25 protein-coding genes and 1 tRNA gene are annotated in these 20,268 nt (G+C 67.4%); 17 read left to right on the top strand and 9 right to left on the bottom strand.

Annotated features, from left to right (window positions below; all coding sequences use genetic code 11):
* Nucleotides 1-143: 143 nt before the first annotated feature.
* From BSP_RS15850 to BSP_RS15830, 5 genes are all read left to right on the top strand, one after another.
* Nucleotides 144-1,307, top strand: a complete 1,164-nt coding sequence (locus BSP_RS15850; RefSeq protein WP_152950969.1) for an acyl-CoA dehydrogenase family protein — start codon at nt 144-146, stop codon at nt 1,305-1,307.
* A 33-nt stretch (nt 1,308-1,340) separates the two neighbouring features.
* Nucleotides 1,341-1,610 carry a type II toxin-antitoxin system Phd/YefM family antitoxin gene (locus BSP_RS15845; protein ID WP_224761054.1) on the top strand — a complete coding sequence of 90 codons (270 nt, stop codon included), beginning with the start codon at nt 1,341-1,343 and terminating at the stop codon, nt 1,608-1,610.
* Entirely contained in the window at nt 1,607-1,867 is a 261-nt protein-coding gene (locus BSP_RS15840) for a Txe/YoeB family addiction module toxin (protein WP_152950968.1), read from the top strand. Before BSP_RS15845 ends, BSP_RS15840 begins: the two co-directional genes overlap by 4 nt.
* A 73-nt stretch (nt 1,868-1,940) precedes the next feature.
* A complete protein-coding gene (hmgA, locus tag BSP_RS15835; RefSeq protein ID WP_194166983.1) occupies nt 1,941-3,239 on the top strand; it encodes a homogentisate 1,2-dioxygenase in 1,299 nt (432 codons plus the stop codon).
* A complete protein-coding gene (locus BSP_RS15830) occupies nt 3,236-3,595 on the top strand; it encodes a hypothetical protein (RefSeq protein ID WP_152950967.1) in 360 nt (119 codons plus the stop codon). The genes hmgA and BSP_RS15830 overlap by 4 nt, the downstream gene beginning before the upstream one ends.
* A 24-nt stretch (nt 3,596-3,619) precedes the next feature.
* On the opposite strand, the gene BSP_RS15825 is transcribed toward BSP_RS15830, so the two are convergent.
* On the bottom strand, nt 3,620-4,006 hold the full coding sequence (locus BSP_RS15825) for a DUF983 domain-containing protein (RefSeq protein ID WP_054766656.1): 387 nt from the start codon (nt 4,004-4,006) through the stop codon (nt 3,620-3,622).
* Between the two features lie 120 nt (nt 4,007-4,126).
* On the opposite strand from BSP_RS15825, the gene BSP_RS15820 reads away from it, so the two are divergent.
* Nucleotides 4,127-6,979, top strand: a complete 2,853-nt coding sequence (locus tag BSP_RS15820) for a hypothetical protein (RefSeq protein WP_194166982.1) — start codon at nt 4,127-4,129, stop codon at nt 6,977-6,979.
* A gap of 36 nt (nt 6,980-7,015) precedes the next feature.
* Here the strand turns inward: BSP_RS15820 and BSP_RS15815 are convergent, their stop codons facing one another.
* The 3 genes from BSP_RS15815 to BSP_RS15805 all read right to left on the bottom strand — a co-directional run bounded on the left by BSP_RS15815 (nt 7,016) and on the right by BSP_RS15805 (nt 8,525).
* The gene (locus tag BSP_RS15815; RefSeq protein WP_054766654.1) at nt 7,016-7,294 is read right to left on the bottom strand and encodes an HU family DNA-binding protein; all 279 of its coding nucleotides are present in this window, start codon (nt 7,292-7,294) and stop codon (nt 7,016-7,018) included.
* A 113-nt stretch (nt 7,295-7,407) separates the two neighbouring features.
* Nucleotides 7,408-8,181, bottom strand: coding sequence for a flagellar type III secretion system pore protein FliP (gene fliP / locus BSP_RS15810; RefSeq protein WP_152951179.1), 774 nt, complete (start codon nt 8,179-8,181; stop codon nt 7,408-7,410).
* 68 nt (nt 8,182-8,249) lie between these two features.
* Nucleotides 8,250-8,525 (bottom strand): flagellar biosynthetic protein FliO, encoded by a 276-nt coding sequence (locus BSP_RS15805; protein ID WP_152950966.1) that lies wholly within the window; start codon nt 8,523-8,525, stop codon nt 8,250-8,252.
* 143 nt (nt 8,526-8,668) lie between these two features.
* Between BSP_RS15805 and flgB the strand changes: the two genes are divergently transcribed.
* Genes flgB through BSP_RS15790 form a run of 3 tightly spaced genes read left to right on the top strand, consistent with a single transcriptional unit; the run spans nt 8,669 to nt 9,826 of the window.
* Nucleotides 8,669-9,076 (top strand): flagellar basal body rod protein FlgB, encoded by a 408-nt coding sequence (gene flgB, locus BSP_RS15800; protein ID WP_054766652.1) that lies wholly within the window; start codon nt 8,669-8,671, stop codon nt 9,074-9,076.
* 49 nt (nt 9,077-9,125) lie between these two features.
* Nucleotides 9,126-9,512, top strand: a complete 387-nt coding sequence (flgC, locus tag BSP_RS15795) for a flagellar basal body rod protein FlgC (RefSeq protein ID WP_054766651.1) — start codon at nt 9,126-9,128, stop codon at nt 9,510-9,512.
* Nucleotides 9,513-9,523: 11 nt separating this feature from the next.
* Nucleotides 9,524-9,826, top strand: a complete 303-nt coding sequence (locus tag BSP_RS15790) for a flagellar hook-basal body complex protein FliE (protein ID WP_152950965.1) — start codon at nt 9,524-9,526, stop codon at nt 9,824-9,826.
* On the opposite strand, the gene BSP_RS15785 is transcribed toward BSP_RS15790, so the two are convergent.
* Both BSP_RS15785 and BSP_RS15780 read right to left on the bottom strand, forming a co-directional pair.
* On the bottom strand, nt 9,807-11,183 hold the full coding sequence (locus BSP_RS15785) for an FAD/NAD(P)-binding protein (protein WP_194166981.1): 1,377 nt from the start codon (nt 11,181-11,183) through the stop codon (nt 9,807-9,809). The two genes, BSP_RS15790 and BSP_RS15785, sit on opposite strands and share 20 nt — an antisense overlap.
* A 104-nt stretch (nt 11,184-11,287) precedes the next feature.
* A complete protein-coding gene (locus BSP_RS15780) occupies nt 11,288-12,142 on the bottom strand; it encodes a WecB/TagA/CpsF family glycosyltransferase (RefSeq protein ID WP_152950963.1) in 855 nt (284 codons plus the stop codon).
* A 192-nt stretch (nt 12,143-12,334) separates the two neighbouring features.
* On the opposite strand from BSP_RS15780, the gene BSP_RS15775 reads away from it, so the two are divergent.
* The 8 genes from BSP_RS15775 (at nt 12,335) to ptsN (ending at nt 18,060) form a co-directional block, all read left to right on the top strand.
* A tRNA-Leu gene (locus tag BSP_RS15775) sits at nt 12,335-12,421 on the top strand.
* 113 nt (nt 12,422-12,534) lie between these two features.
* Nucleotides 12,535-13,149, top strand: coding sequence for a ribonuclease D (locus BSP_RS15770; RefSeq protein WP_054766647.1), 615 nt, complete (start codon nt 12,535-12,537; stop codon nt 13,147-13,149).
* Nucleotides 13,150-13,156: 7 nt separating this feature from the next.
* Nucleotides 13,157-13,816 (top strand): LPS export ABC transporter periplasmic protein LptC, encoded by a 660-nt coding sequence (lptC, locus tag BSP_RS15765; RefSeq protein WP_054766646.1) that lies wholly within the window; start codon nt 13,157-13,159, stop codon nt 13,814-13,816.
* Nucleotides 13,817-13,818: 2 nt separating this feature from the next.
* Entirely contained in the window at nt 13,819-14,319 is a 501-nt protein-coding gene (locus tag BSP_RS15760) for an LptA/OstA family protein (RefSeq protein ID WP_224764302.1), read from the top strand.
* A 35-nt stretch (nt 14,320-14,354) separates the two neighbouring features.
* Entirely contained in the window at nt 14,355-15,149 is a 795-nt protein-coding gene (gene lptB, locus BSP_RS15755) for an LPS export ABC transporter ATP-binding protein (RefSeq protein WP_054766644.1), read from the top strand.
* A 154-nt stretch (nt 15,150-15,303) separates the two neighbouring features.
* Entirely contained in the window at nt 15,304-16,806 is a 1,503-nt protein-coding gene (gene rpoN / locus BSP_RS15750) for an RNA polymerase factor sigma-54 (protein WP_054766643.1), read from the top strand.
* 64 nt (nt 16,807-16,870) lie between these two features.
* The gene (hpf, locus tag BSP_RS15745) at nt 16,871-17,509 is read left to right on the top strand and encodes a ribosome hibernation-promoting factor, HPF/YfiA family (RefSeq protein ID WP_054766642.1); all 639 of its coding nucleotides are present in this window, start codon (nt 16,871-16,873) and stop codon (nt 17,507-17,509) included.
* A gap of 83 nt (nt 17,510-17,592) precedes the next feature.
* A complete protein-coding gene (ptsN, locus tag BSP_RS15740) occupies nt 17,593-18,060 on the top strand; it encodes a PTS IIA-like nitrogen regulatory protein PtsN (RefSeq protein ID WP_152950962.1) in 468 nt (155 codons plus the stop codon).
* A 29-nt stretch (nt 18,061-18,089) separates the two neighbouring features.
* Here the strand turns inward: ptsN and BSP_RS15735 are convergent, their stop codons facing one another.
* The 3 genes from BSP_RS15735 to BSP_RS15725 all read right to left on the bottom strand — a co-directional run bounded on the left by BSP_RS15735 (nt 18,090) and on the right by BSP_RS15725 (nt 20,250).
* Nucleotides 18,090-18,338, bottom strand: a complete 249-nt coding sequence (locus BSP_RS15735) for a DUF1150 domain-containing protein (RefSeq protein ID WP_054766640.1) — start codon at nt 18,336-18,338, stop codon at nt 18,090-18,092.
* Nucleotides 18,339-18,400: 62 nt separating this feature from the next.
* The gene (locus BSP_RS15730; protein ID WP_152950961.1) at nt 18,401-18,823 is read right to left on the bottom strand and encodes an Hsp20 family protein; all 423 of its coding nucleotides are present in this window, start codon (nt 18,821-18,823) and stop codon (nt 18,401-18,403) included.
* Between the two features lie 113 nt (nt 18,824-18,936).
* Nucleotides 18,937-20,250: an ammonium transporter gene (locus tag BSP_RS15725; protein WP_152950960.1), complete on the bottom strand. Its 1,314-nt coding sequence runs from the start codon at nt 20,248-20,250 to the stop codon at nt 18,937-18,939.
* Between the last annotated feature and the right edge of the window lie 18 nt (nt 20,251-20,268).

The following is a 20,268-nucleotide window of genomic DNA, read 5'->3' as shown; positions in this document are numbered from 1 at the left end:
ACGATGACGCCAAGGCGACACACGCCGAGCTTCGTCAGAAATGGATTGCGGCTGGCCTTCAGTGGTGGTCGCAATCCACACCAAGACCTGACGGTTGGGACGCAGAAGCCCAACTGCAATCATAGAGACAAGGGACAAAACCGATGAACGTGCTGGGCAGCCCTGATCCCGATTTCATGCAGGAAGAGGAGATCACCCTCTTCTCCGACAGCGTCGGCAAATGGATCGACGAGCACGCGCCGTTGGACAAGGTGCAGCAGTGGATCGCCGACTCCTCGGTGCCGCGCCAGCTATGGAACGACGCGGGCGAGGCGGGTCTGCTCGGCCTGTCGCTGCCCGAAGAGGACGGCGGTTTTGGCGGCGACTATCGGCACGAGGTCGTCTTGATGCGCCAGCTGGGCTGGAAGGGCGCGGACCATTTCGGCATCAGCCTGCACAATGCGATCGTCATGCCCTACATCTGGCATTACGGCACCGAGGAGCAGAAGAAGCGCTGGCTGCCGCGTCTGGCCTCCGGCGAACTGGTCGGCGCCATCGCCATGACCGAACCGGGCGCGGGCTCGGACCTGCAAGGGGTCAAGACCACGGCGATCAAGAGCGGCAACGGCTATGTCGTCAACGGCTCCAAGACCTTCATCACCAACGGCCAGCTGGCCAACTTCATCATCGTGGTGGCCAAGACCGACCCGGCCGAGGGCGCCAAGGGCACTTCCCTGATCGTGGTTGAGACGGACGGCGCCGAAGGCTTCGAACGCGGCCGGAACCTGCACAAGATCGGCATGGAGGGGAACGACACCTCAGAACTGTTCTTCAACGACGTGAAGGTCCCCGGCGACAACGTCATCGGCGGGGTCGAGGGCCAGGGCTTCGTCCAGCTGATGCAGCAACTGCCCCAGGAACGGCTGAACATCGCCGTCCAGGGCGTCGCCGCCGCCGAGCGCGGGCTGGAGGCCACCCTGGCCTACGTCAAGGAGCGCAAGGCCTTCGGCAAACGCGTCATCGACTTCCAGAACACGCAGTTCAAACTGGCCGAGGTCAAGACCAAGCTGACCGTCGCCAAGGTCTTCGTCGACCACTGCATCGGCCTGCACTTGCAGGGCAAGCTCGACGCCGCCACCGCCTCCATGGCCAAATACTGGGTCACCGACATCCAGGGCGAGACCATCGACGAGATGCTGCAGCTGCACGGCGGCTACGGCTATATGAACGAATATCCGATCGCCCAGCTGTACAAGGACGCCCGGGTCCAGCGGATCTACGGCGGGACCAACGAGATCATGAAGCTCTTGATCGCGCGGACGCTCTGACCACGTAAAAGGCTAGCGATAATGTACGTAAATATGTACATTATCGCTATGAAGGCCATGTCCGTCACCGAACTTCGCAAGAACCTCGCGTCGGCCATCGACCGGGTGACGGCGGACCATGACTACACCATCATCACGCGCGACGGCGGCAAGCCTGCGGCGGTGCTGATGTCGCTGGAGGACTTCGCCTCCTGGCAGGAGACGGACTATCTGCTGCGCAGCCCGGCGAACGCCGAACGCCTGCGCAAGGCCGTCGCCGAGCTGGACGCCGGCGGCGGTCAGCCGCGCGACCTGATTGAATGAGGCTGACGTTTCAGGAGGCGGCCTGGGAGGATTATCTCTATTGGCAATCCACCGACACGAAGCAGCTGAAAAAGATCAACGGCCTGATCCGCGAATGCCTGCGCACGCCGTTTTCGGGAACCGGCAAGCCTGAACCGCTGAAGGGCGAGTTGTCCGGCTGGTGGTCGCGGCGCATCGATCAGGAGCATCGACTGGTTTATCGCCCAACGGAAGACGCCCTTCTGATCGCGCAATGCCGGTACCATTACGCCAAATGAAAGAGAGGCGGTCGACGGGCGGATGACGGCCGCCGTTGAACCTTCTAAACCTCCCGCCAAGGGAGACATGCACATGACGACGCGATCCAACGCGCCCGCCTATCTGACCGGCTTCGGCAATCATTTCGCGACCGAGGCCGCGCCCGGCGCCCTGCCGCAGGGCCAGAATTCGCCGCAGAAGACGCCGATGGGCCTCTATGCCGAACAGCTGTCCGGCACGGCCTTCACCGCACCGCGCGCGGAGAACCGGCGCAGCTGGCTGTACCGCCTTCGTCCCTCGGCCCAGCACGGCCCCTATGTGGCCTTCGACCAGGGGCGCGTCCGCTCCGGCCCGTTCGACGAGACCCCGCCCAACCCCAACCGCATGCGCTGGGACCCGCTGCCGATCCCCGAGACCGCGACCGACTGGGTCGAAGGCCTGGTCACCTACGGCGGCGCGGGCGATCCCGACGCCGGGGCCGGGGCGGGCGTCCACCTCTATGTCGCCAACCGGTCGATGACCGACCGCGTCTTCTACGACGCCGACGGCGAACTGCTGATCGTGCCCCAGCAGGGCTCGCATCGGTTCGTCACCGAGATGGGGGTTATCGAGGCCGAACCCGGCCACGTGGTCCTGATCCCGCGCGGCGTCCGCTTCCGCGTCGAGATCGAAGGTCCCGTTCGGGGCTATGTCTGCGAAAACTACGGCAGTCCCTTCCGTCTGCCGGACCTGGGGCCGATCGGCGCAAACGGCCTGGCCAATCCGCGCGACTTCGAAACCCCGGTCGCGGCCTATGAGGACGTGGATCGCCCGACCCAGTGCGTCCAGAAATACGGTGGTCGCCTGTGGGCCACCACCTTCGACCACAGCCCGCTGGACGTCGCAGCCTGGCACGGCAATCTGGCGCCCTGCCGCTATGACACGGCGCGGTTCAACACGATCAATACGGTCAGCTACGATCACCCCGATCCGTCGATCTTCACCGTCCTGACCAGTCCGTCGGAGACGCCGGGTACGGCCAATATCGACTTCGTCATCTTCCCGCCGCGCTGGATGGTGGCCGAACACACCTTCCGCCCGCCCTGGTTCCACAGAAACGTCATGAGCGAATTCATGGGCCTGGTGACCGGCGCCTATGACGCCAAGGCCGGCGGTTTCGCCCCCGGCGGCGCCAGCCTGCACAACCGGATGAGCGGCCACGGCCCGGACCAGGCCAGCTACGAGGGCGCGATCAATGCGGAACTGAAGCCGCACAAGATCACTGACACCCTGGCCTTCATGTTCGAGACTCGGGCGCCGATCCGGATCACGAAATGGGCGTCGGAATCGCCGCAGATGCAGCTCGACTACGACGACGTCTGGTCGGGCTTCGCCAAAGGACAGGTCGAATGATCCGTATCCCTCTTCTCGCCGCCGCCGCCCTTCTGGCGGCCGCCTGCACCCCGCAGACCACGGCGGGCTCGGACGCCCCGATGCAGAGCGCCGACGCCTCGGCCTGCGCCGCGCGCGGCGGGACGATGAAACAGGTCGGCCGGCTGCAATCCTGGCAGTGCGTGATCAACTACGCCGACGCCGGCAAGCGTTGCACCGACGGCGACCAGTGCCAGGGCGACTGCCGGATCGAGGGCAACAGCGGGATTGCGCCCGGAACCGCCGCGACCGGCGTCTGTCAGGCGACCAGCGACCGCTTCGGCTGCAATACGCCGGTGGAGGACGGCAAGGCGGGCGCGACCCTCTGCATCGACTGAGGGAGCAGGGGCTGCGCCCCGCTCTCAATCCCCGTGCTTGCCGTTGCTGGAGAATTCCGGCGGGGCGGCCTTGTGCACATACTGTTCCGCCACCAGCCAGGCCTTGAACGGCCGCAGACAGCCCAGGCAAAGCGCGATCAGGATCGGCAGGGTGACGACGGCGTGGACCCAGATGGGCGGCTTCATCGTGAAGTCGATGACCATCAACAGGATCATGCCGACCAGGCCGACCGCCGACATGACGAAGAAGGCCGGGCCGTCCGCAGGGTCCGCAAAGCCGTAGCTGAGCCCACAGTTCGGACAGGCTTCGCGCAGGGTCAGATACCCTTTGAACAGGGGACCCTGGCCGCAGCGCGGGCATTTGCAGCCCAGGCCGGTCTTCAGGGTGCTGAGGCGGGGATAATCGGTCATGGCCCCATGATGCGCCAGATCGCCCGGCCTGTCGCGTGGGCGAACCGTCCCATTCGTGGAATCGCGGGTGAACGTCGGTTAACCGCGATTAAAGAGCTTTTGCGGCATGGCTGGGCCGATATGTCCGGGACCCCGCACAGCAAGCGCCTGCTGAAGACGACCGTGGCCGCCGCCGCGGCCGGGGCGGTCGCCTTTGCGCCGCTTGCGCCCCTGGCCCAGGAGGCCGGCCGCTCCAGCGATCCCCTGTCGATCAGCATCGGCCAATCCAGCGAGTTCACCCGCGTCGAATTCGCCGGCGTCATCGGCGTGCGCAGCCAGGTGCGGCGTGAGGCCGACAAGGTCATCGTCCGCCTGGGCGTCTCGGCCGCCCCTGACATTTCGCGTCTGCGCGTCGATCCGCCGCAGGGGGTCAAGGCGGTCGAGACCCGAATGGCGCGCGGCGGGGCGACCGACCTGGTCATCACCCTGGCCGAGGGCGCCGACGCCCGTTCCGGCGTGGCCGACGGCGCCGTGTGGCTGAACCTCTATGCGCCGGGCAAGGCGCCGGAGACGCCGGCGGAAGAGACGGGGGCCAGGATCAATGCCGTCGTGCCGGTCCGCGCCGTCTCCAGCGACGAGAAGACGGTTCTGACCTTCCAGTGGGGCGCCCCGGTCGGCGCCGCCGTCTTCCGGCGGGGTGAGGCGGTCTGGATCGTCTTCGACGCCGCCGCCAAGATGGATCTGGCCGGCGCCAAGGCGCTGGGGCCCGCCAAGGACGCGCGCTGGGCCGCCGGCGGCGACTACACCGCCGTCCGCATCGCAGCGCCGGAGGGGCTGGCGGTCGCGGCGGACGGGCAGGGCGGGACCTGGACCGTGACCATCGGCGGGCCGCCGACCGGCGCCTCGGGCGTGGAGGTGGACCGCGCAGACGACGGCTCCGACGCCCTGGTGGCCCGGATGGCGGGAGCCACCAAGACGGTCTGGCTGACCGATCCCCTCGTCGGCGACCGGTTCGCCGCCGTCACCGCCCTTGCGCCCGGCAAGGGCTTCTCGGGCTCGCGCAGCACGATCGACCTCAGCCTGATCCCCACGGCTCAAGGCCTGGCGGTGGAGACGCCGACCGACGATCTGAAGATCGAGGCTGCTGGCGATCTGGTCACCCTTAGCCGCCCGAACGGCCTGACCCTTTCGCCGCCGTCGGCGACCCTGGAGGCGGACGAGCGTGAGGCCGACGCGCCGAAACGGGCGCCCCATCCCAGCCTGATCCTTGAGGAATGGGCGGCGACCGAGGGCTTTTCCGAACGCTATCGCCGACTTCAGGACGCCGCGGCCCAGGAGAGTCTGGCCGCGACGGACAATCCCCGCGCCCCGATCGGCGCTCGCCTGGCCCTGTCGCGGTTTCTGGTCGGTTCGGGCCTGAACTATGAGGCGATCGGCGTGCTGAACGCCCTGATCGCCCAGGCCCCCAATATGCAGGGCGAGCCGGAGGTGCGGGGCCTGCGCGGCGCGGCCCGCGTCGGCGTCGGCCGGTTGGAGGAGGCCCAGGTCGACTTCGCCGGCGCCGCCCTGTCCAACGACCCGTCCGCCAAGGTGTGGCAGGGCTATATCGCCGCCGAACAGGGCGACTGGGAGGGGGCGCGCCGCGCCTTCGCCGCCGGGGCCTCGGTCATCGACGACTTCCCCAAGGAATGGCGCGCCCGCTTCGGCGCCGCCCACGCGCTGGCGGCGATCGAAACGGGCGATCTGCCCGCCGCGCGCCAGCTGCTGGACTATGTGTTCAGCCAGAACGCCTCGGCGGCCGACCAGCTGGCGGCGCGGGTCGTTCAAGCGCGTCTGTTTGATCTGACGGGCGACAAGGCGCGGGCGCTGGCGGTCTACAAGGCGGTGGCGCGCGCCCCGCTGGACGGCATCGCCACCCCCGCCAAACTGGGCGCCATCAGCCTGGAACTGGACAAGGGCGCCCTGACGCCCGACCAGGCGGCCCAGCAGCTGGAGCTGCTGAAGTGGCGCTGGCGCGGCGATGCGACCGAACTGGCGGTGATCCGCAAACTGGCGGACCTCTATCTGCAGCAGGGCCGCTATCGTGAGGCGCTGGACGCCCTGCGCAGCGCCGGCAAGCGGATGGCGAACGTGCCGGGCGCCGCCGAGATCCAGGCGGACCAGTCCAAGGCTTTCCGCGCCCTGTTCCTGGAAGGCGCCGCCGACGGCCTGCAACCCGTTCAGGCCCTGGCCCTATTTTATGACTTCCGCGAACTGACGCCGATCGGCGCCGACGGCGATGAAATGGTGCGCCGCCTGTCGCGCCGCCTGATCGACGTCGATCTGCTGGACCAGGCCGCCGAACTGCTGAAACACCAGGTGGACGAGCGGCTGGAAGGGGTGGCCAAGGCGCAGGTCGCCACCGATCTGGCCACCGTCTATCTGATGGACCGTCAGCCGGAGAAGGCGCTTCAGGCGATCTGGGGGTCGCGCACCACCCTCTTGCCGACCGCCGTCAACAGCCAACGCCGCGCCCTGGAAGCGCGGGCCCTGATGGACCTGGGGCGTTACGACCACGCGCTTGAGGTTCTGGATCGGGATCAGTCGGCGCCCGCGCGCGAAGTGCGCGGCGACGTCTTCTGGAAACAGCAGAAGTGGGCGGACGCCGCCCCCCTGTATGAGGCGCGTCTGGGCGATCGCCACAAACAGACCGACTTGCCCCTGACGCCCGCCGAGGAGAGCTGGCTGGTTCGGGCCGGGGTCGGCTATTCGCTGAGTGGAAACCGCGCGGCCCTGGATCGTCTGCGGGGTCAGTATTCGCCCTTCATCGCCCGGGCGCGTTCGGCCAATGCGATTCGCGTGGCCTTGGACGACGACCTGTCGGGGGTGGCGGGCGCGGCCGATTTCGCCGGCCTGTCGGCCAACGCCGACACCTTCGTCGGCTGGGTCAATGCGGCCAAACAGGACTTCAGAAAAGAAGCGGGCGGGGGCCGCCCAGCGACCCCCGCCCGTTAATCCGCAGATCAAATCCGCAGTCTGGACCCGAAGGTCTTAGCCGTTGACGGCGTCCTTCAGCGGCTTGGAGACGCGGAAGCGCACGGCCTTGGAGGCGGCGATCTTGATGGTCGCGCCCGTGGCCGGGTTGCGGCCTTCACGCTCGGCGCGGTCGGCGGTGTCGAAGACGCCCAGGTTCGAGATGCGCACGTCGCCGCCGGCCTTCAGGCTGGCGTGGATGTTTTCGACGATGGCGGTCAGCACCTTGCCGGCGTCGGCCTGCGAGACACCGGCGTCCTTGGCGACGGCGGCGATCAGTTCGGCTTGAGTGGTCATAAGAGACATTTCCAGTGTTAGTCGCCCGATTCAGGGCGAGGACCGGGGGATCAACACGGATTTCGCTTGGCTTTGCAAGCGGGGAAACGGCGCAAAGCCTTATGGGGCGGGGATTATCCGGTTCCGGACGCCCGCTGGAAGCTCTCCACCAGGCTCCCGGCGACCAGTCTCCAGCCGTCCACCAGGACGAAGAAGATCAGTTTGAAAGGTAAGGAAACCACCACCGGCGGAAGCATCATCATACCCATGGACATCAGTACGCTGGCCACCACCAGGTCGATGACAAGGAACGGAACGAAAAGAAGAAATCCGATTTCGAAGGCCTTCTTCAGCTCACTGATCATGAAGGCCGGGGTGACGACCCGAAGGGGCAGTTCCTGGAGGTTGGTCGGGGGCTCGACGCGGCTCAGTCGGGTGAAGAGCGCCAGGTCCGAACGGTCCACCTGGGCCAGCATGAAAGTTTTCACAGGTTCGGACGCCGCGTCGAAGGCCTGGGGCAGTTCCACCTGCTGATCCAGCAGCGGGCGGATGCCCGAATCATAGGCGTCCTGCCAGGTCGGGGCCATGACGATGGCGCTCAAGAACAGGGCCAGGGACACCAGAACGGCGTTCGGCGGCGACTGCTGCATCCCGAGGGCGGTGCGCAGCAGGGACAGGACCACGACGATCCGCACGAAGCTGGTGGTCATGATGACGATCGACGGCGCCAGGGACAGCACGGTCATCAGTCCGACCAGTTGGACCACCCGCTGAGTAAGGCCTGCCCCGGTGCCCAGGTCGATGTTGATGGCCGAGCCGGACTGAGCGGCTTCCTGGGCCAGGGCCGCGATCGGCCAGGCCAGGCAGACCAGGGTGGTGATCAGCGACAAGAGGGCCGCGCGCTTCAGTTCGGAGGCGGCGGGAACCGTGAAGACCTTCTCCCCGCTCCGGCGGGGGGAAAACGGTTTTGCGTCCTTCACTTGAAAATCCCCGGCTGGCGCGGCTCGATCAGTTCGCGGCCTTCGCCCAGCAGGATCAGCCGTTCCTCGTCGTCGATCCGAACCAGGACCAGACGGCGGGCGGGGTCCAGCACCAGGGTCTCGACCACCTGCATCCGCCGTTCGCCGCGTTCGGCGTTCAGCCGGGCCAGCAGCTGGGGGGCGTAGCGGCGCGCGGCGTAGGCCGCCAGGCCGATCAGGCCCAGGGTGAAGGCCAGGCCGAAGACGGCGCGGGCGAGATCGAGGAAGTTCATACGCTTTGGGCCCCGGCGCAGTCGGCGCTGTGACCCCAAGTCTTAATCAGCCTGGTTAACGAGCCGTTGAGATAACGCCCTATTAACCATGGAGGCGGCATTTTCTGCCCATCGCGCATTTTTGCGCCGCACGGGAGACCGCCATGGGCGTCGCCGACATTCCGCTGCTGGGACAGATCAAGGGCCGGCTGGGCTGGCTGGACGCCCGCCAGAAGGTCATCGCCGAAAACGTGGCCAACGCCGACACCCCCGGCTTCGTCGGCCGCGACCTGAAACAGCCCAGCGACTTCGCCGCGGCCCTGCGCTCCGGCGGCGGACTGCCGATGGTGCGGACCAACCGGGCCCATATGGCGCCCGCCGTGGCGCCGCCCCGCTTTGATTCGTCCAAGTCCCCGGACTCTGAGACGACCCTGGACGGCAATTCGGTGGTGGTCGAAGAGCAGATGCTGAAGATGGCCGAGAGCCGCATGGCCTATGACGCCGCCATCGGCTTCTACCAGAAGTCCATGTCGATGATCCGCATGGCCGCGCGCAAGCCCGGCGCGGCCTGAACCGGAGGCCTGACCCATGCCTGATCCCGTCCCCCCCTCGAACAGCGCCATGGCCGTGGCGGCCTCGGCTCTGAAGGCCCAGCAGTCGCGCATGCGCGTGATCGCCGAGAACATCGCCAACGCCCAGTCCACGGCCCGCACGCCGGGCGGCGAGCCCTATCGTCGGCAGATCCCCGTCTTTCAGGCACGAGAGGTGGACGGCGCGACCGGCGTCGCCTTGGCCGAGGTCCGCCCCGACGACAGCGATTTCAAGATGGACTACGACCCCTCCCATCCGGCGGCCAACGCCCAGGGCTATGTGATGCGACCCAATGTCGACACCCTGGTCGAGGCCATGGACATGCGCGAGGCCCAGCGGGCCTATGAGGCCAATCTGAACGTCATCGAGACGGCGCGGTCGATGGACAGCCGCACCCTCGACATCATCAAACGCTGAGGGACTAGGCCATGAACCCGATGATGGCCGCCAAGGCCTATGCCGCCGTCCAGGGCGGGGCCATGCCCGTCGCCGCCCAGCCGCCGGCCGTCGGCGACAACGGCTTCGCCGACCTGGTCAAGAGCGCCATGACCGGGCTCGCCGACCAGACGCGGGCGGCCGAGACCCAGATGACCAAGTCGATCCAGGGCCAGGGCAATCTGATCGACGTGGTCACGGCGCTGAGCTCGGCCGAGGCGTCGCTGGAGACGGTGATGTCCGTCCGCGACCAGGTCATCTCGGCCTATAAGGAAATCATGGCCATGCCGATCTGACCGAGCCGTCGGCGTTCGTCAGTCGGTCTGCCACCACCGCCGCCAAGTCCCGCGCCTGCCCTCGCAGATCGGGCACGGCGGTCATTTCCCAAAAGGCGCCGCGGGTCAAAGGGCCGATGGCGTAAAGGTCAGGGGTTGGGGCGCCCTCGCCCCCGATCAGTTGCCCGCCCTGATCGACCTCCAGCCCCAGGCCGATCGGATCGGGCCGACCGTAGCCCTGGGCCAGCAGATTGCGGATCACCGGCTCGGCGCTGTGCTGAATGACGCCCAGCGGGCCGGTGCAGTTGATCACCAGGTCAAACCTGTCCCGGATCGGCCGGCGACGGTGGCGCGGCCGCCAGGCGGCCGCGACCGAACCGTCGTCCAGCACCACTCCGGTCAGCTTGCCCGCCAGCACCGTCAGATCCCCCGCAGCCAGCATGGCGGCGATTTCTCGCGTCACGCCCGGCGCCGTCCGGTGGCGGTGAACATCCCACAAGGGGCGAAGATGACGCAGGAAGCGGCGCTTCTGCTGCGGCGTCCAGGCGCGCCACAGGTCGCGGGCGCCGTGCCTTAGGCGATCGAACACAGCCCGCCAATCGTGGGTCAGGACGGCGCGCCGCACTTGGGACAGGACTTCGGACGGACCGCCCGAAAAGGCGCCGTCGAAGGGCGCCGGTGGAACCGTGGCGTGGCCGCGGGGCAGGAGGCCGTGCCTGGACAGGGCGGTGAACCGCCGTCCCGGTCGCCGAAGCGTCAGGACCGCATCCACCATGGTCAGGCCGGAGCCGATCAGAAGGATGTTGCGCGCAGTTCCGACCGCAGCCGTGTCGATACGCCACGGGTTTTCGACATAGACGGCCGAGGCGCGGACCGTCGCATCGACGCCGGGCGGGGAGGCGGGCTCCAGATTGCCCAGGGCCAGGATCACCGCATCGGCCGCGATGACTTCCGCACCAACCATGATCCGCCAACCGCCGTCGCGGCGGTCGATCGCCTGGGCCTCGCCGTGGACGAGGGTCATTCGCCCCGCCTCGTCCGCATTGCCTTCGAGCGTTTCCGCCAGCAGATGCCGCAGATAGTCGCCGTACACGCCGCGTGTGATGAAGCCGTCCTGGGCGCGCCAGGACGGCTGTTCCGCCAGCCAGTTCGCCAGATGGTCGGGTCGGTCGGGAAAGGCGCTCATATTGTCCAGGCGGACGTTCAGCAGATGGCCGGGATTGCCGGTGTCATAGGCGACGCCGGGACCGAAGGCGTCGCGCCGCTCGATCAGCGTCACCTGCACGACGGGCGACCGCCTCAAAAGCTGTATCGCGGTCAGCAGGCCGCTGAAGCCGGCGCCGATGATCGCCACCCTGGGTCCATGGTCTTGCGACATCGATGCTCCCGTAATGCCGTGGGGCGACCCTTCACCCATACACGACGGGCGGAGGCGGAAGTCGATCATGCCGATAAATATCTATCTGCCAAGTAGGATTTAGATCAATCCGCTTGGCGTCGTCGGGCGAAGGCGGCGGTAAGTTCACGCAAGGCCAGAGGCGCCAGGCTCCACGGTTCGACGCAATAGCGGTGAAACAGGCGCCGGGGATCGTGCAGCAGGCGATAGGCCCATTCCAGCCCGACCCGGCCCATCCAGCGCGGCGCCGACTTCTGGACGCCGGCCTCATAGTCGAAAGCCGCCCCGACCGAAAAGACGACGCAGGCGGGCAGATCGTCGAACACGGTCGCGATCCACGACTCCTGGCGAGGCATGCCCATGCCGACGAACAGGATGTGGGGCGAGAAGGCGCGGATGTCCGCCAGGATGTCGGCGTTGTCGGCAGATCCGGGGCGGGCGTCGAAGAAGCCGTGGCGGGTGCGAATCTCCGCGCCAGGATAGCGTTCGGCCAGGCGCCGGGCCGCCTCCGGGCCGACGGCGGGCGCCCCGCCGATCGACATGACGCGCCAGCCCCGGCGGTCGGCGACGCTCCAGAAATGGTCCCGCCAGTCCAGATAGGTGGATCGGTGAAAGCCGCGACCGGGCAGGCCGAGGGCGCGCAGGAACCAGATCAGAGGCGTCGAATCGACCTGGACCAGGTCGGCGCGGTCATAGAAGGCCCACATCTCCGCCTGGGTCTGGATCAGATGCAGGCTGTGCAGATTGTGGTTGGCGATCAGGGTCTTGCGGCCCTCTGCCACCGCCGCCTGAACATGGTGCAGCACCTCTTCGGGCCGGACCAGATCGACCGCCTCGCCCAAGAGGCGCACCCGCTCCTCCGGCCGTCGCTGACGGCGGTAGGGACGCCGCACGGCCGCGCGCCGATCGGGCGTGGTCTGGGTCAGGGTCGGCTGGGCCATGGGCGGATGCTAGGCCGGCTCGCCTCAAGGCGGGGTAAGCGAACAGGCTTAACACAGGCTGGACGCCGCCCTGCGGCGACGCTTGGAAAATAAAACCGCCCGCCGATGAAAAATCCCTGTTGACCCCGCCCGGACCCTCCCTTAGAGGTCCGCGCCTTCCCGATGGAAACGCCGCAAGGCGCTGCCGACGGGGCCCAGATGGCGGAATTGGTAGACGCGCTGGCTTCAGGTGCCAGTGGCTTAACGGCCGTGGAGGTTCGAGTCCTCTTCTGGGCACCATCTTTCAGACGGCGCCGTGTTTTCGGACACGGCGCCGTCGTCGTTTCCGGCCCCTCATCATGCCTGTCGCGAGGCCGTTTCGCCGCGCGCCTTCGCCGTGTAAGAACCTGCCCATGACTGTTTTTCTGCATGAGGGCGACCTGCCCGACGACCTGGACCTGGGGGCGGAAGTCGCCATCGATTCCGAGACCATGGGCCTGCGTTTCCGTCGCGACCCCCTGTGCGTGGTCCAGCTGTCGTCCGGCGACGGAAACGCCCATGTGGTGCGGCTGAACCGTCCCGCCTACGACTGTCCGAATCTGAAGCGGCTGCTGACCGACCCGGCCGTGACCAAGATCTTCCACTTCGGCCGCTTCGACATCGGCATGTTCCAGCTGCACCTGGGGGTGGAGACCCGGCCGGTCTATTGCACCAAGATCGCCTCCAAACTGGCCCGCACCTATACGGACCGCCACGGTCTGAAGGACGTGGTGCGCGAGCTGGTGGGAGTGGACCTGTCCAAGGCGCAGCAGTCGTCCGACTGGGGCGCGGCCGAGCTGAGCCCGGCCCAGCTGGACTACGCCGCCTCAGACGTTCTTTATCTGCATGCGGCCAAGGCGCGGCTGGATCAGATGCTGGCGCGCGAGGGGCGGGCCGAACTGGCCGCCCGCTGCTTCGACTTCCTGCCGAGCCGTTCGGCGCTCGATCTCGCCGGATGGGACGAGGTCGACATTTTCGCCCACAGCTGAGGCCGTCTTGACCGAACCCGGCGAACAGACCCGCATCGAGGCGGACGAACAGCGGGTCGCCCTGGCCGGGGCGCGCTGGCGCGCCCATTCCCGCCGGGTCAAACTGTATCGCCGCGTCCTGCCGATCATCATCCTGGTGCTGGCGGGGGGCGTCCTGACCTGGACGGTCTTCCGAACCGTCATGTCCGGCGTGGAGCGCAAGGCCAGTCAGGGCCAGGAGGTCCGCCTGGACAAGCCCCTGTTCCACGGCCAGGACGCGCAAGGCCGCGCCTTCACCGTCGGGGCCCAGGGCGCCGTGCGCGATGCGGCGACCGGCCGTTTCCGCCTGATCGGCCCGGCGCTGAAGCTGAACCTGGGCGGACGCAAGGTCACCGAAATGACCGCCGACGGCGGCACCTATGACGAACAGGCCAAGACCGTGACCATCGGCCCCAATGTGCGGATTTCGGACGGGGGCACGGGGTTTGTGCTGACCACGCCCGAGGCGGTGGTCGACACCTCGACCGGAATCATCACCGGTTCAAAAGGCGTTCAGGGCGCGGGCCCTATTGGAACCATCAACGCTTCGTCCTATGCGATCTATGATCAGGGCGAGCGCGTGGTGTTCAAAGGCTCCGGCGACAACAAGGTGCGGGGGGTTCTGACCCCCTCGGGTTCAGGCGAATGACCATGATGAAGATCTTTGGAACACGGGCCGCGGTCGCGGCGGCGGGGGCGATGGCCCTCTTGGCCTTGCCGGCCGTCGGCGACGCCCAGACGCGGGGCTCGAACCAGCCGGTCGCCTATGGGGCGGACGGGGTCGAATATGCGCCGAACCGGGTCATTCTGCGGGGGCGGGCTGAGGCCGTGCAAGGCGGCAATCGGTTTCGCGCCGACCAACTGACCCTGGTCTCTGGATCGGGCGGCGATCTGGAGCGGGCCGAGGCGGCCGGATCGGTCTATTTCGTGACGCCGGAGCAGACCATGCGCGGCGATCGGGCGGTCTATAATCTGGGCTCTGGCGAGATCGTGGTGACGGGAAATGTCATCCTGACCCAGGGCCAGAATGTCCTGTCCGGATCGCGTCTGGTCTATAACGTCAATACGCAGACCGCTCGTATGGAAGGCGCGCCGCGCGGCGCCGCCGGCAATCGGGTCCAGGGCGTCTTCTATCCCAACGGAACCAACTAGGCGCCCGTCCGGGAAGGCCGCACGGATCTCGACCTTTGGCGCGTAAAGAACTCTCAGCCCTGAATCTGGACGATCGGCCGGCGCCCGAGCCGACGCCTGAGGTCGCGCGCGCGGAAAAGGGCCTGCGGGTGCGCAACATCGCCCGCGCGTTCGGCGCCCGGCAGGTGGTGCGCGACGTCTCCCTGACCGTCCAGCGCGGCGAGGTCGCGGGCCTGCTCGGCCCCAACGGCGCCGGCAAGACGACCTGCTTCTATATGATCACCGGCCTGATCCCGCCCGACTCCGGCTCGATCTGGCTGGACGGCGAGGACATCACCGGCCAGCCCATGTATCAGCGCAGCCGGATGGGCCTGGGCTATCTGGCCCAGGAAGCCTCCATCTTCCGCGGCATGACGGTGGAGCAGAACATCAAGGCCGTGGCCGAATTGAACTATCCGCGCGACCGGGTCGAGGCGGAGACGGAGCGGCTGCTGGCGGAACTGCACATCGACCATCTGCGTCACGCCCCGGCCACCGCCCTGTCGGGCGGCGAGCGGCGTCGGGTCGAGATCGCCCGGGCGCTTGCGGGACGCCCCTCCTTCATCCTGCTGGACGAGCCCTTCGCCGGCATCGACCCCCTGGCCATCGCCGACATCCGTTCGGTGATCCGCTATCTGGCGGGGCAGGGGATCGGCGTCCTGATCACCGACCACAATGTGCGCGAGACCCTGGACATCACTGATCGGGTTTCGATCATCTCGGGCGGCGCGGTCCTGTTCGAAGGCACGGCGGACGAGGCGGTCAACGACCCCGAGGTGCGGCGGGTCTATCTGGGCGAAAACTACATCTGATCGAAGGGCGGCGGCGCTCTGCCCGCCGGTCGCCAAGGCTCAGACGTGCGGGTCGGGACGGGCCCGTACCCCCCGTTTGTCGGGTGTTAACCAATGGGCGGCACTCTCGACAGCAAGTTCCGGGCCAGTTTTGGCGCCCGCAGGAAAACCGTAAGTGATCGGGCAGCGTCTAGAGATCAGACAGGGGCAGGGGCTCGTCATCACGCCCCAGCTGCAGCAGGCGATCAAGCTGCTGCAACTGTCCAATCTCGAGCTGGAGGAGTTCGTCGAGGCCGAGCTGGAGCGTAATCCGCTGCTGCAACGCGACGAGCCCGAGGGCGGAGAGGCTGACGCGCCCGAAAGGGCGGCCGATCCCGTCGCCGATCAGGAAATGTCTTTCGGCGAAGGGGTGGGCCAGGATTCGGTCGCGGCGATGGACGCCGGTTCCGACGACGTCTACGGCGACGCCGCGCCTGGAGAACGCACCAGCGACCGCCTGACCGACGAGGCTCAGCCCGGTCTGTCGGACTGGTCCAGCGCCGGCAAGGGCGGCGTCGTGTTCGAAGGCGACGGCGAGCGCCCCGACGCCCATGAACCCACCCTGTGGGAGCATCTCCAGGCCCAGGCCTCTTCGGCGGGCCTGTCGCCGGCCGACCACGGCATCGCCCTGACCCTGATTGATGCGACGGATGAAGGAGGCTATCTGCGCGGCGAACTGGCGGAGTTCGCCGATCGGCTGGGGGTCGATCTGGCGCGGATCGAGGCCGTCCTGGCCGTCTGCCACGGGTTCGAACCGACCGGCGTCATGGCCCGTTCCGTGCCCGAATGCCTGAAGCTGCAGCTGATCGAGCGCAATCGCTTCGATCCGGCCATGGCGGCCCTGCTGGACAATCTGGACCTTTTGGCGCGTCGGGATATGGCGGGGCTGAAGAAGGTCTGCGGCGTCGACGCCGAGGATCTGAACGAGATGATCGCCGAGCTGAAGGGCCTGACGCCGCGACCCGGCGCCGGCTTCGGCGGCGAACCCGCCCAGACGGTGGTCCCTGACGTCCATGTACGGCCCGATCCGGCGGGCGGCTGGCGGGTCGAACTGAACGCCGATACCCTGCCGCGCCTGCTGATCGACAAACGCTACCATGGACTGGTCCAGGCCGGCGCGCGGTCGGAAACGGAAAAGACCTTCGTCGCCGAATGCGCGGCCCAGGCCAGCTGGCTGGTCAAGTCGTTGGATCAGAGGGCCAAGACCATCCTGAAGGTGGCCTCTGAAATCGTGCGTCAGCAGGACGCCTTCCTGGCCTTCGGGGTCGAGTTCCTGCGGCCCCTGAACCTGAAGACGGTCGCCGACGCCATCGGCATGCATGAATCGACGGTCAGCCGCGTCACCTCGAACAAATATGTTTCGACCCCGCGCGGGGTGTTCGAACTGAAATTCTTCTTCACCGCCGCCATCCAATCGACCGACGGCGCCGCCAGCCATTCGGCCGAAGCCGTCCGTCATAAGATAAAAACCATGATCGACGGCGAGAGCCTGGGGGGGGACATTTTGTCCGACGACAGAATCGTCGAAATCCTTAAGGAAACCGGCATCGACATCGCCCGCCGCACAGTCGCCAAGTATCGGGAAGCCTTGAGAATTCCGTCGTCCGTCGAACGTCGCAGAATGGTTAGGGGCGCCTGACAAGCGTGACCACAAATCGGTGATCCCGATTGACACCAAAAGCGAGCGGGAGCGTTCTATCCGCATGCAAGTCCAAGTCAGCGGCAAGCAAGTGGATGTCGGCGAAGCGTTAGGCTCGCGCATCTCCCAGGAACTCGAAGAAGGGGTCGGAAAATACTTCGCCCGCGGCGGTGACGACGCCGAGGTCGTGGTGTCCAAGGACGGCCACGGCTTCAAGGTGGACTGTTGGGTCCGCCTCGCGTCGGGCCAGACTCTGGTGACGACGGGTATGGGCGGCGACGCCCACTCCGCCTTCACCGAGGCGCTGGACCGTCTCGAAAAGCGCGTCCGCCGCTACAAGCGCCGGCTCAAGGACCACCATATCGGACCCAAGGGTCTGTCGCCTGAAAAGACCGAAGACGCCGCGCGCGAAGTCGCCCGCAGCATCGTGCTGCGGGACCCCGACAGCGTGGAGGACGACGTCTTCGGCGACGCCGGCGACAGCGACGGTCCGCCCCCGGTCGGCATGGTCATCGCCGAAACCGAGCATGAGATCCGCACCATCACCGTCGGGCGGGCCGTGCTCGAGCTGGACATGACGGGCTATCCGGTCGTCCTGTTCCGCAACGCCGCCCACGGCGGTCTGTCGGTCGTCTATCGCCGTCCTGACGGCAATGTCGGCTGGATCGACCCCGAGCGCACCGGCAAGACCAACGGCCACTAGGTGAACAGCCGCGTTTGACTTTGTCGCGGGAGCCTCTAAAGGGGCGCCCGCGACAGCCATTCGCCTGTCTGGAGTCGGCTACAATGCATATCGCAGACCTCCTGGCGCCCAACGGCGTAGTGCTGCGCGGCGGCGCTTCTTCCAAGCGGCAAGCGCTGCACGCGGTCGCTGAGGCGGCCGCCCAGGCGATGGGGGTGGATCAGACCCGCGTGTTCGAAGCCCTGCTGGAGCGCGAAGCCCTGGGCTCCACCGGCCTTGGGTCGGGCGTCGCCGTGCCGCACGCCCGGCTGAAGGAGATCGACCGGGTCACGGCCGTCTTCGTGCGGCTGGATTCGCCGGTCGCCTATGACGCCGTCGACGATCGCCCGGTGGATCTTCTGTTCGCCCTGTTCGCCCCGCCCAAGGATGGGGCCGAGCATCTGCGCGCCCTGGCGGCGGCGTCTCGCGCCCTGCGTTCGGCCGAGCTGAGGGAACAGTTGCGTCAGGCGCGCACCGCCGATGCGATCCGCGCCCTGTTCGTCAAGGACGACGCCCCCGCGACCGCCGCCTGACAGCAGGCGGCGGCCTCTTCCATTTCCGCTCAGTGAACCGAGACGGGCTCCAGCTCGTGGGCCACGGCGGCCGCAAAGGCGGTGTCGCGGTCCAGCATCACCGCCAGGCGTTCGCCGTCGGCGCTGTGGACGGCGTAGAGCGACTGGTTCGGGTCGAAGGCGACATCCTTCATCTCGACCGCCTCTTCCAGCAGGTCGGACGCCTTCACCTCGCGCACATAGACGAGGTCAGGGGCGCCTAGGCCCGCAAAATCTTCCTTGGTCATAATCGGCGTCATAGGACCGCCTCCTTTGATTTCACAACGCCCGGATCGCCGGGCGGTTCGAACGGTCGCGCTTTTCAGCCCGCCGTGATGGGAATGCGCCGCACCTGGCGTTCCGCCTCGGGCCGGATCAGATCGACATGCAGCAGACCGTGTTCCAGTCGCGCGCCCTGAACCTCCAGCCCGTCGGCGAGGACGAAGCTCCTGACGAAGCCGCGCGAGGCGATGCCGCGATGCAGGAAGGCCTGTTCGCCCTTGCCGGCCTCGTCGCGCTTGCCGGCGATGATCAGCTGACGCCCCTCAAGCGTGATGGCCAGCTCGTCCGGCGAAAAGCCGGCGACAGCCAGGCTGATCCGAACCCCCGTGTCGGCGATCTGCTCGACATTATAGGGCGGATAGCTCTCGGCGGCGGCCTTGGCGGCGCGGTCGATCAGGGCGCGCGTATGGTCAAAGCCCAGCAGAAAGGGGCTGTCGAACAGAACGGTGCGGGTCGTCGTCATCTGGGTCCTCGAAAAAGCGACCGACCGACGGTCTCCCGCAAACGGCAAGACCTTCGATCACAGATGAAGATGGGGGCGGACGGGGACGGGATCAACCGCCCCTGTCCATGACCTCAGTGGATGGCTTCGCCATGCTGGGTATAGTCCAGCCCCTCGACCTCTTCGTCCCTGGCGACGCGCAGGCCGGTGGTGAACTTGCAGATCATCAAGACCAGGAAGGTGCCCGCCGCGCTCCAGGCGATTGCGCCGGCCAGGCCCACGGCCTGTTTCCAGACGGTCGCGCCCTCGGACAGGGCGTTGACGCTGGTGGTGGCGAAGACGCCGGTCAAAAGGGCGCCGACGATGCCGCCGATCCCGTGCACGCCGAAGGCGTCCAGACTGTCGTCATATTTCAGGGCGTGCTTCAGCCAGACCGCTCCGGCGTAGCAGGCCGGGCCGGCGATCAGGCCGATGAAGAAGGCGCCCTTGGGATCGACAAAGCCGGCGGCGGGCGTGATGGCGACCAGACCCCCCACGATGCCGGACAGCAGGCCCAGCAGGGTCGGGCGCTTGCGGTCAAACCATTCGATCGCCATCCAGCCCAGGGCGGCGGCGGCGGCGGCCAGGATGGTGTTGAAGGCGGCGGTGGCGGCCAGGGCGTCGGCCGCCCCGGCCGACCCGGCGTTGAAGCCGATCCAGCCGACCAGCAGCAGGCCGGTGCCGATGGCGCTATAGACCAGATTGGCCGGGGCCATGTTGTCGCGGCCGAAGCCGTGGCGCGGCCCCAGCACCAGGGCGCAGACCAGGCCGGCGACGCCCGCATTGACGTGAACCACCGCACCGCCCGCGAAATCCAGCACCCCCAGTCCGCCCAGATAGCCGCCGCCCCAGACCTGATGGCAGATCGGCGCATAGACGATCAGGTGCCACAGGGCGAAGAACAGCAGGCTGGCCGAAAACTTCATTCGTTCGGCGAAGGCGCCGGCGATCAGGGCCGGGGTTATGATGGCGAAGGTCATCTGGAAACTGACGAACAACAGTTCGGGCAGGCCCGGCAGCAGGCTGTGCGCCGTCTGCATCGTCACCCCGTTCAGGAAGGCCGCCTGGACCCCGCCGATCAGACCGTTGACCGCATCGGGCCCCTTGCCGAACGACAGGCTGTAGCCGACCAGGAACCACAGCACCGAGACGAGGGCGAAGGCCGCCGCCGACTGGGCGATGACGCTGATGATGTTCTTCTTCCTGACCATGCCGCCGTAGAACAGGGCCAGGCCCGGCAGGGTCATCAGCAGAACCAGGGCGGTGGAGGTCAGAATCCAGGCCGTCGCCGCATTGTCGATGACCAGCGGCGCCTGGTGGGCCAGCAGGGCGGGCGCCGCCAGGGCCGGTGAGGCGAGCGACGCCGCCCCGACGGCGGTGAAGGCGGAAAGGGCGGCGGTTCGGGTCATTTCAGGCGTCTCGGGGAG

Origin of the sequence: Brevundimonas sp. Bb-A (genome assembly GCF_009394735.1) — a bacterium.
Taxonomy (GTDB): Bacteria; Pseudomonadota; Alphaproteobacteria; order Caulobacterales; family Caulobacteraceae; genus Brevundimonas; species Brevundimonas aurantiaca.
This window is presented reverse-complemented; position numbering and strand designations above follow the sequence as displayed.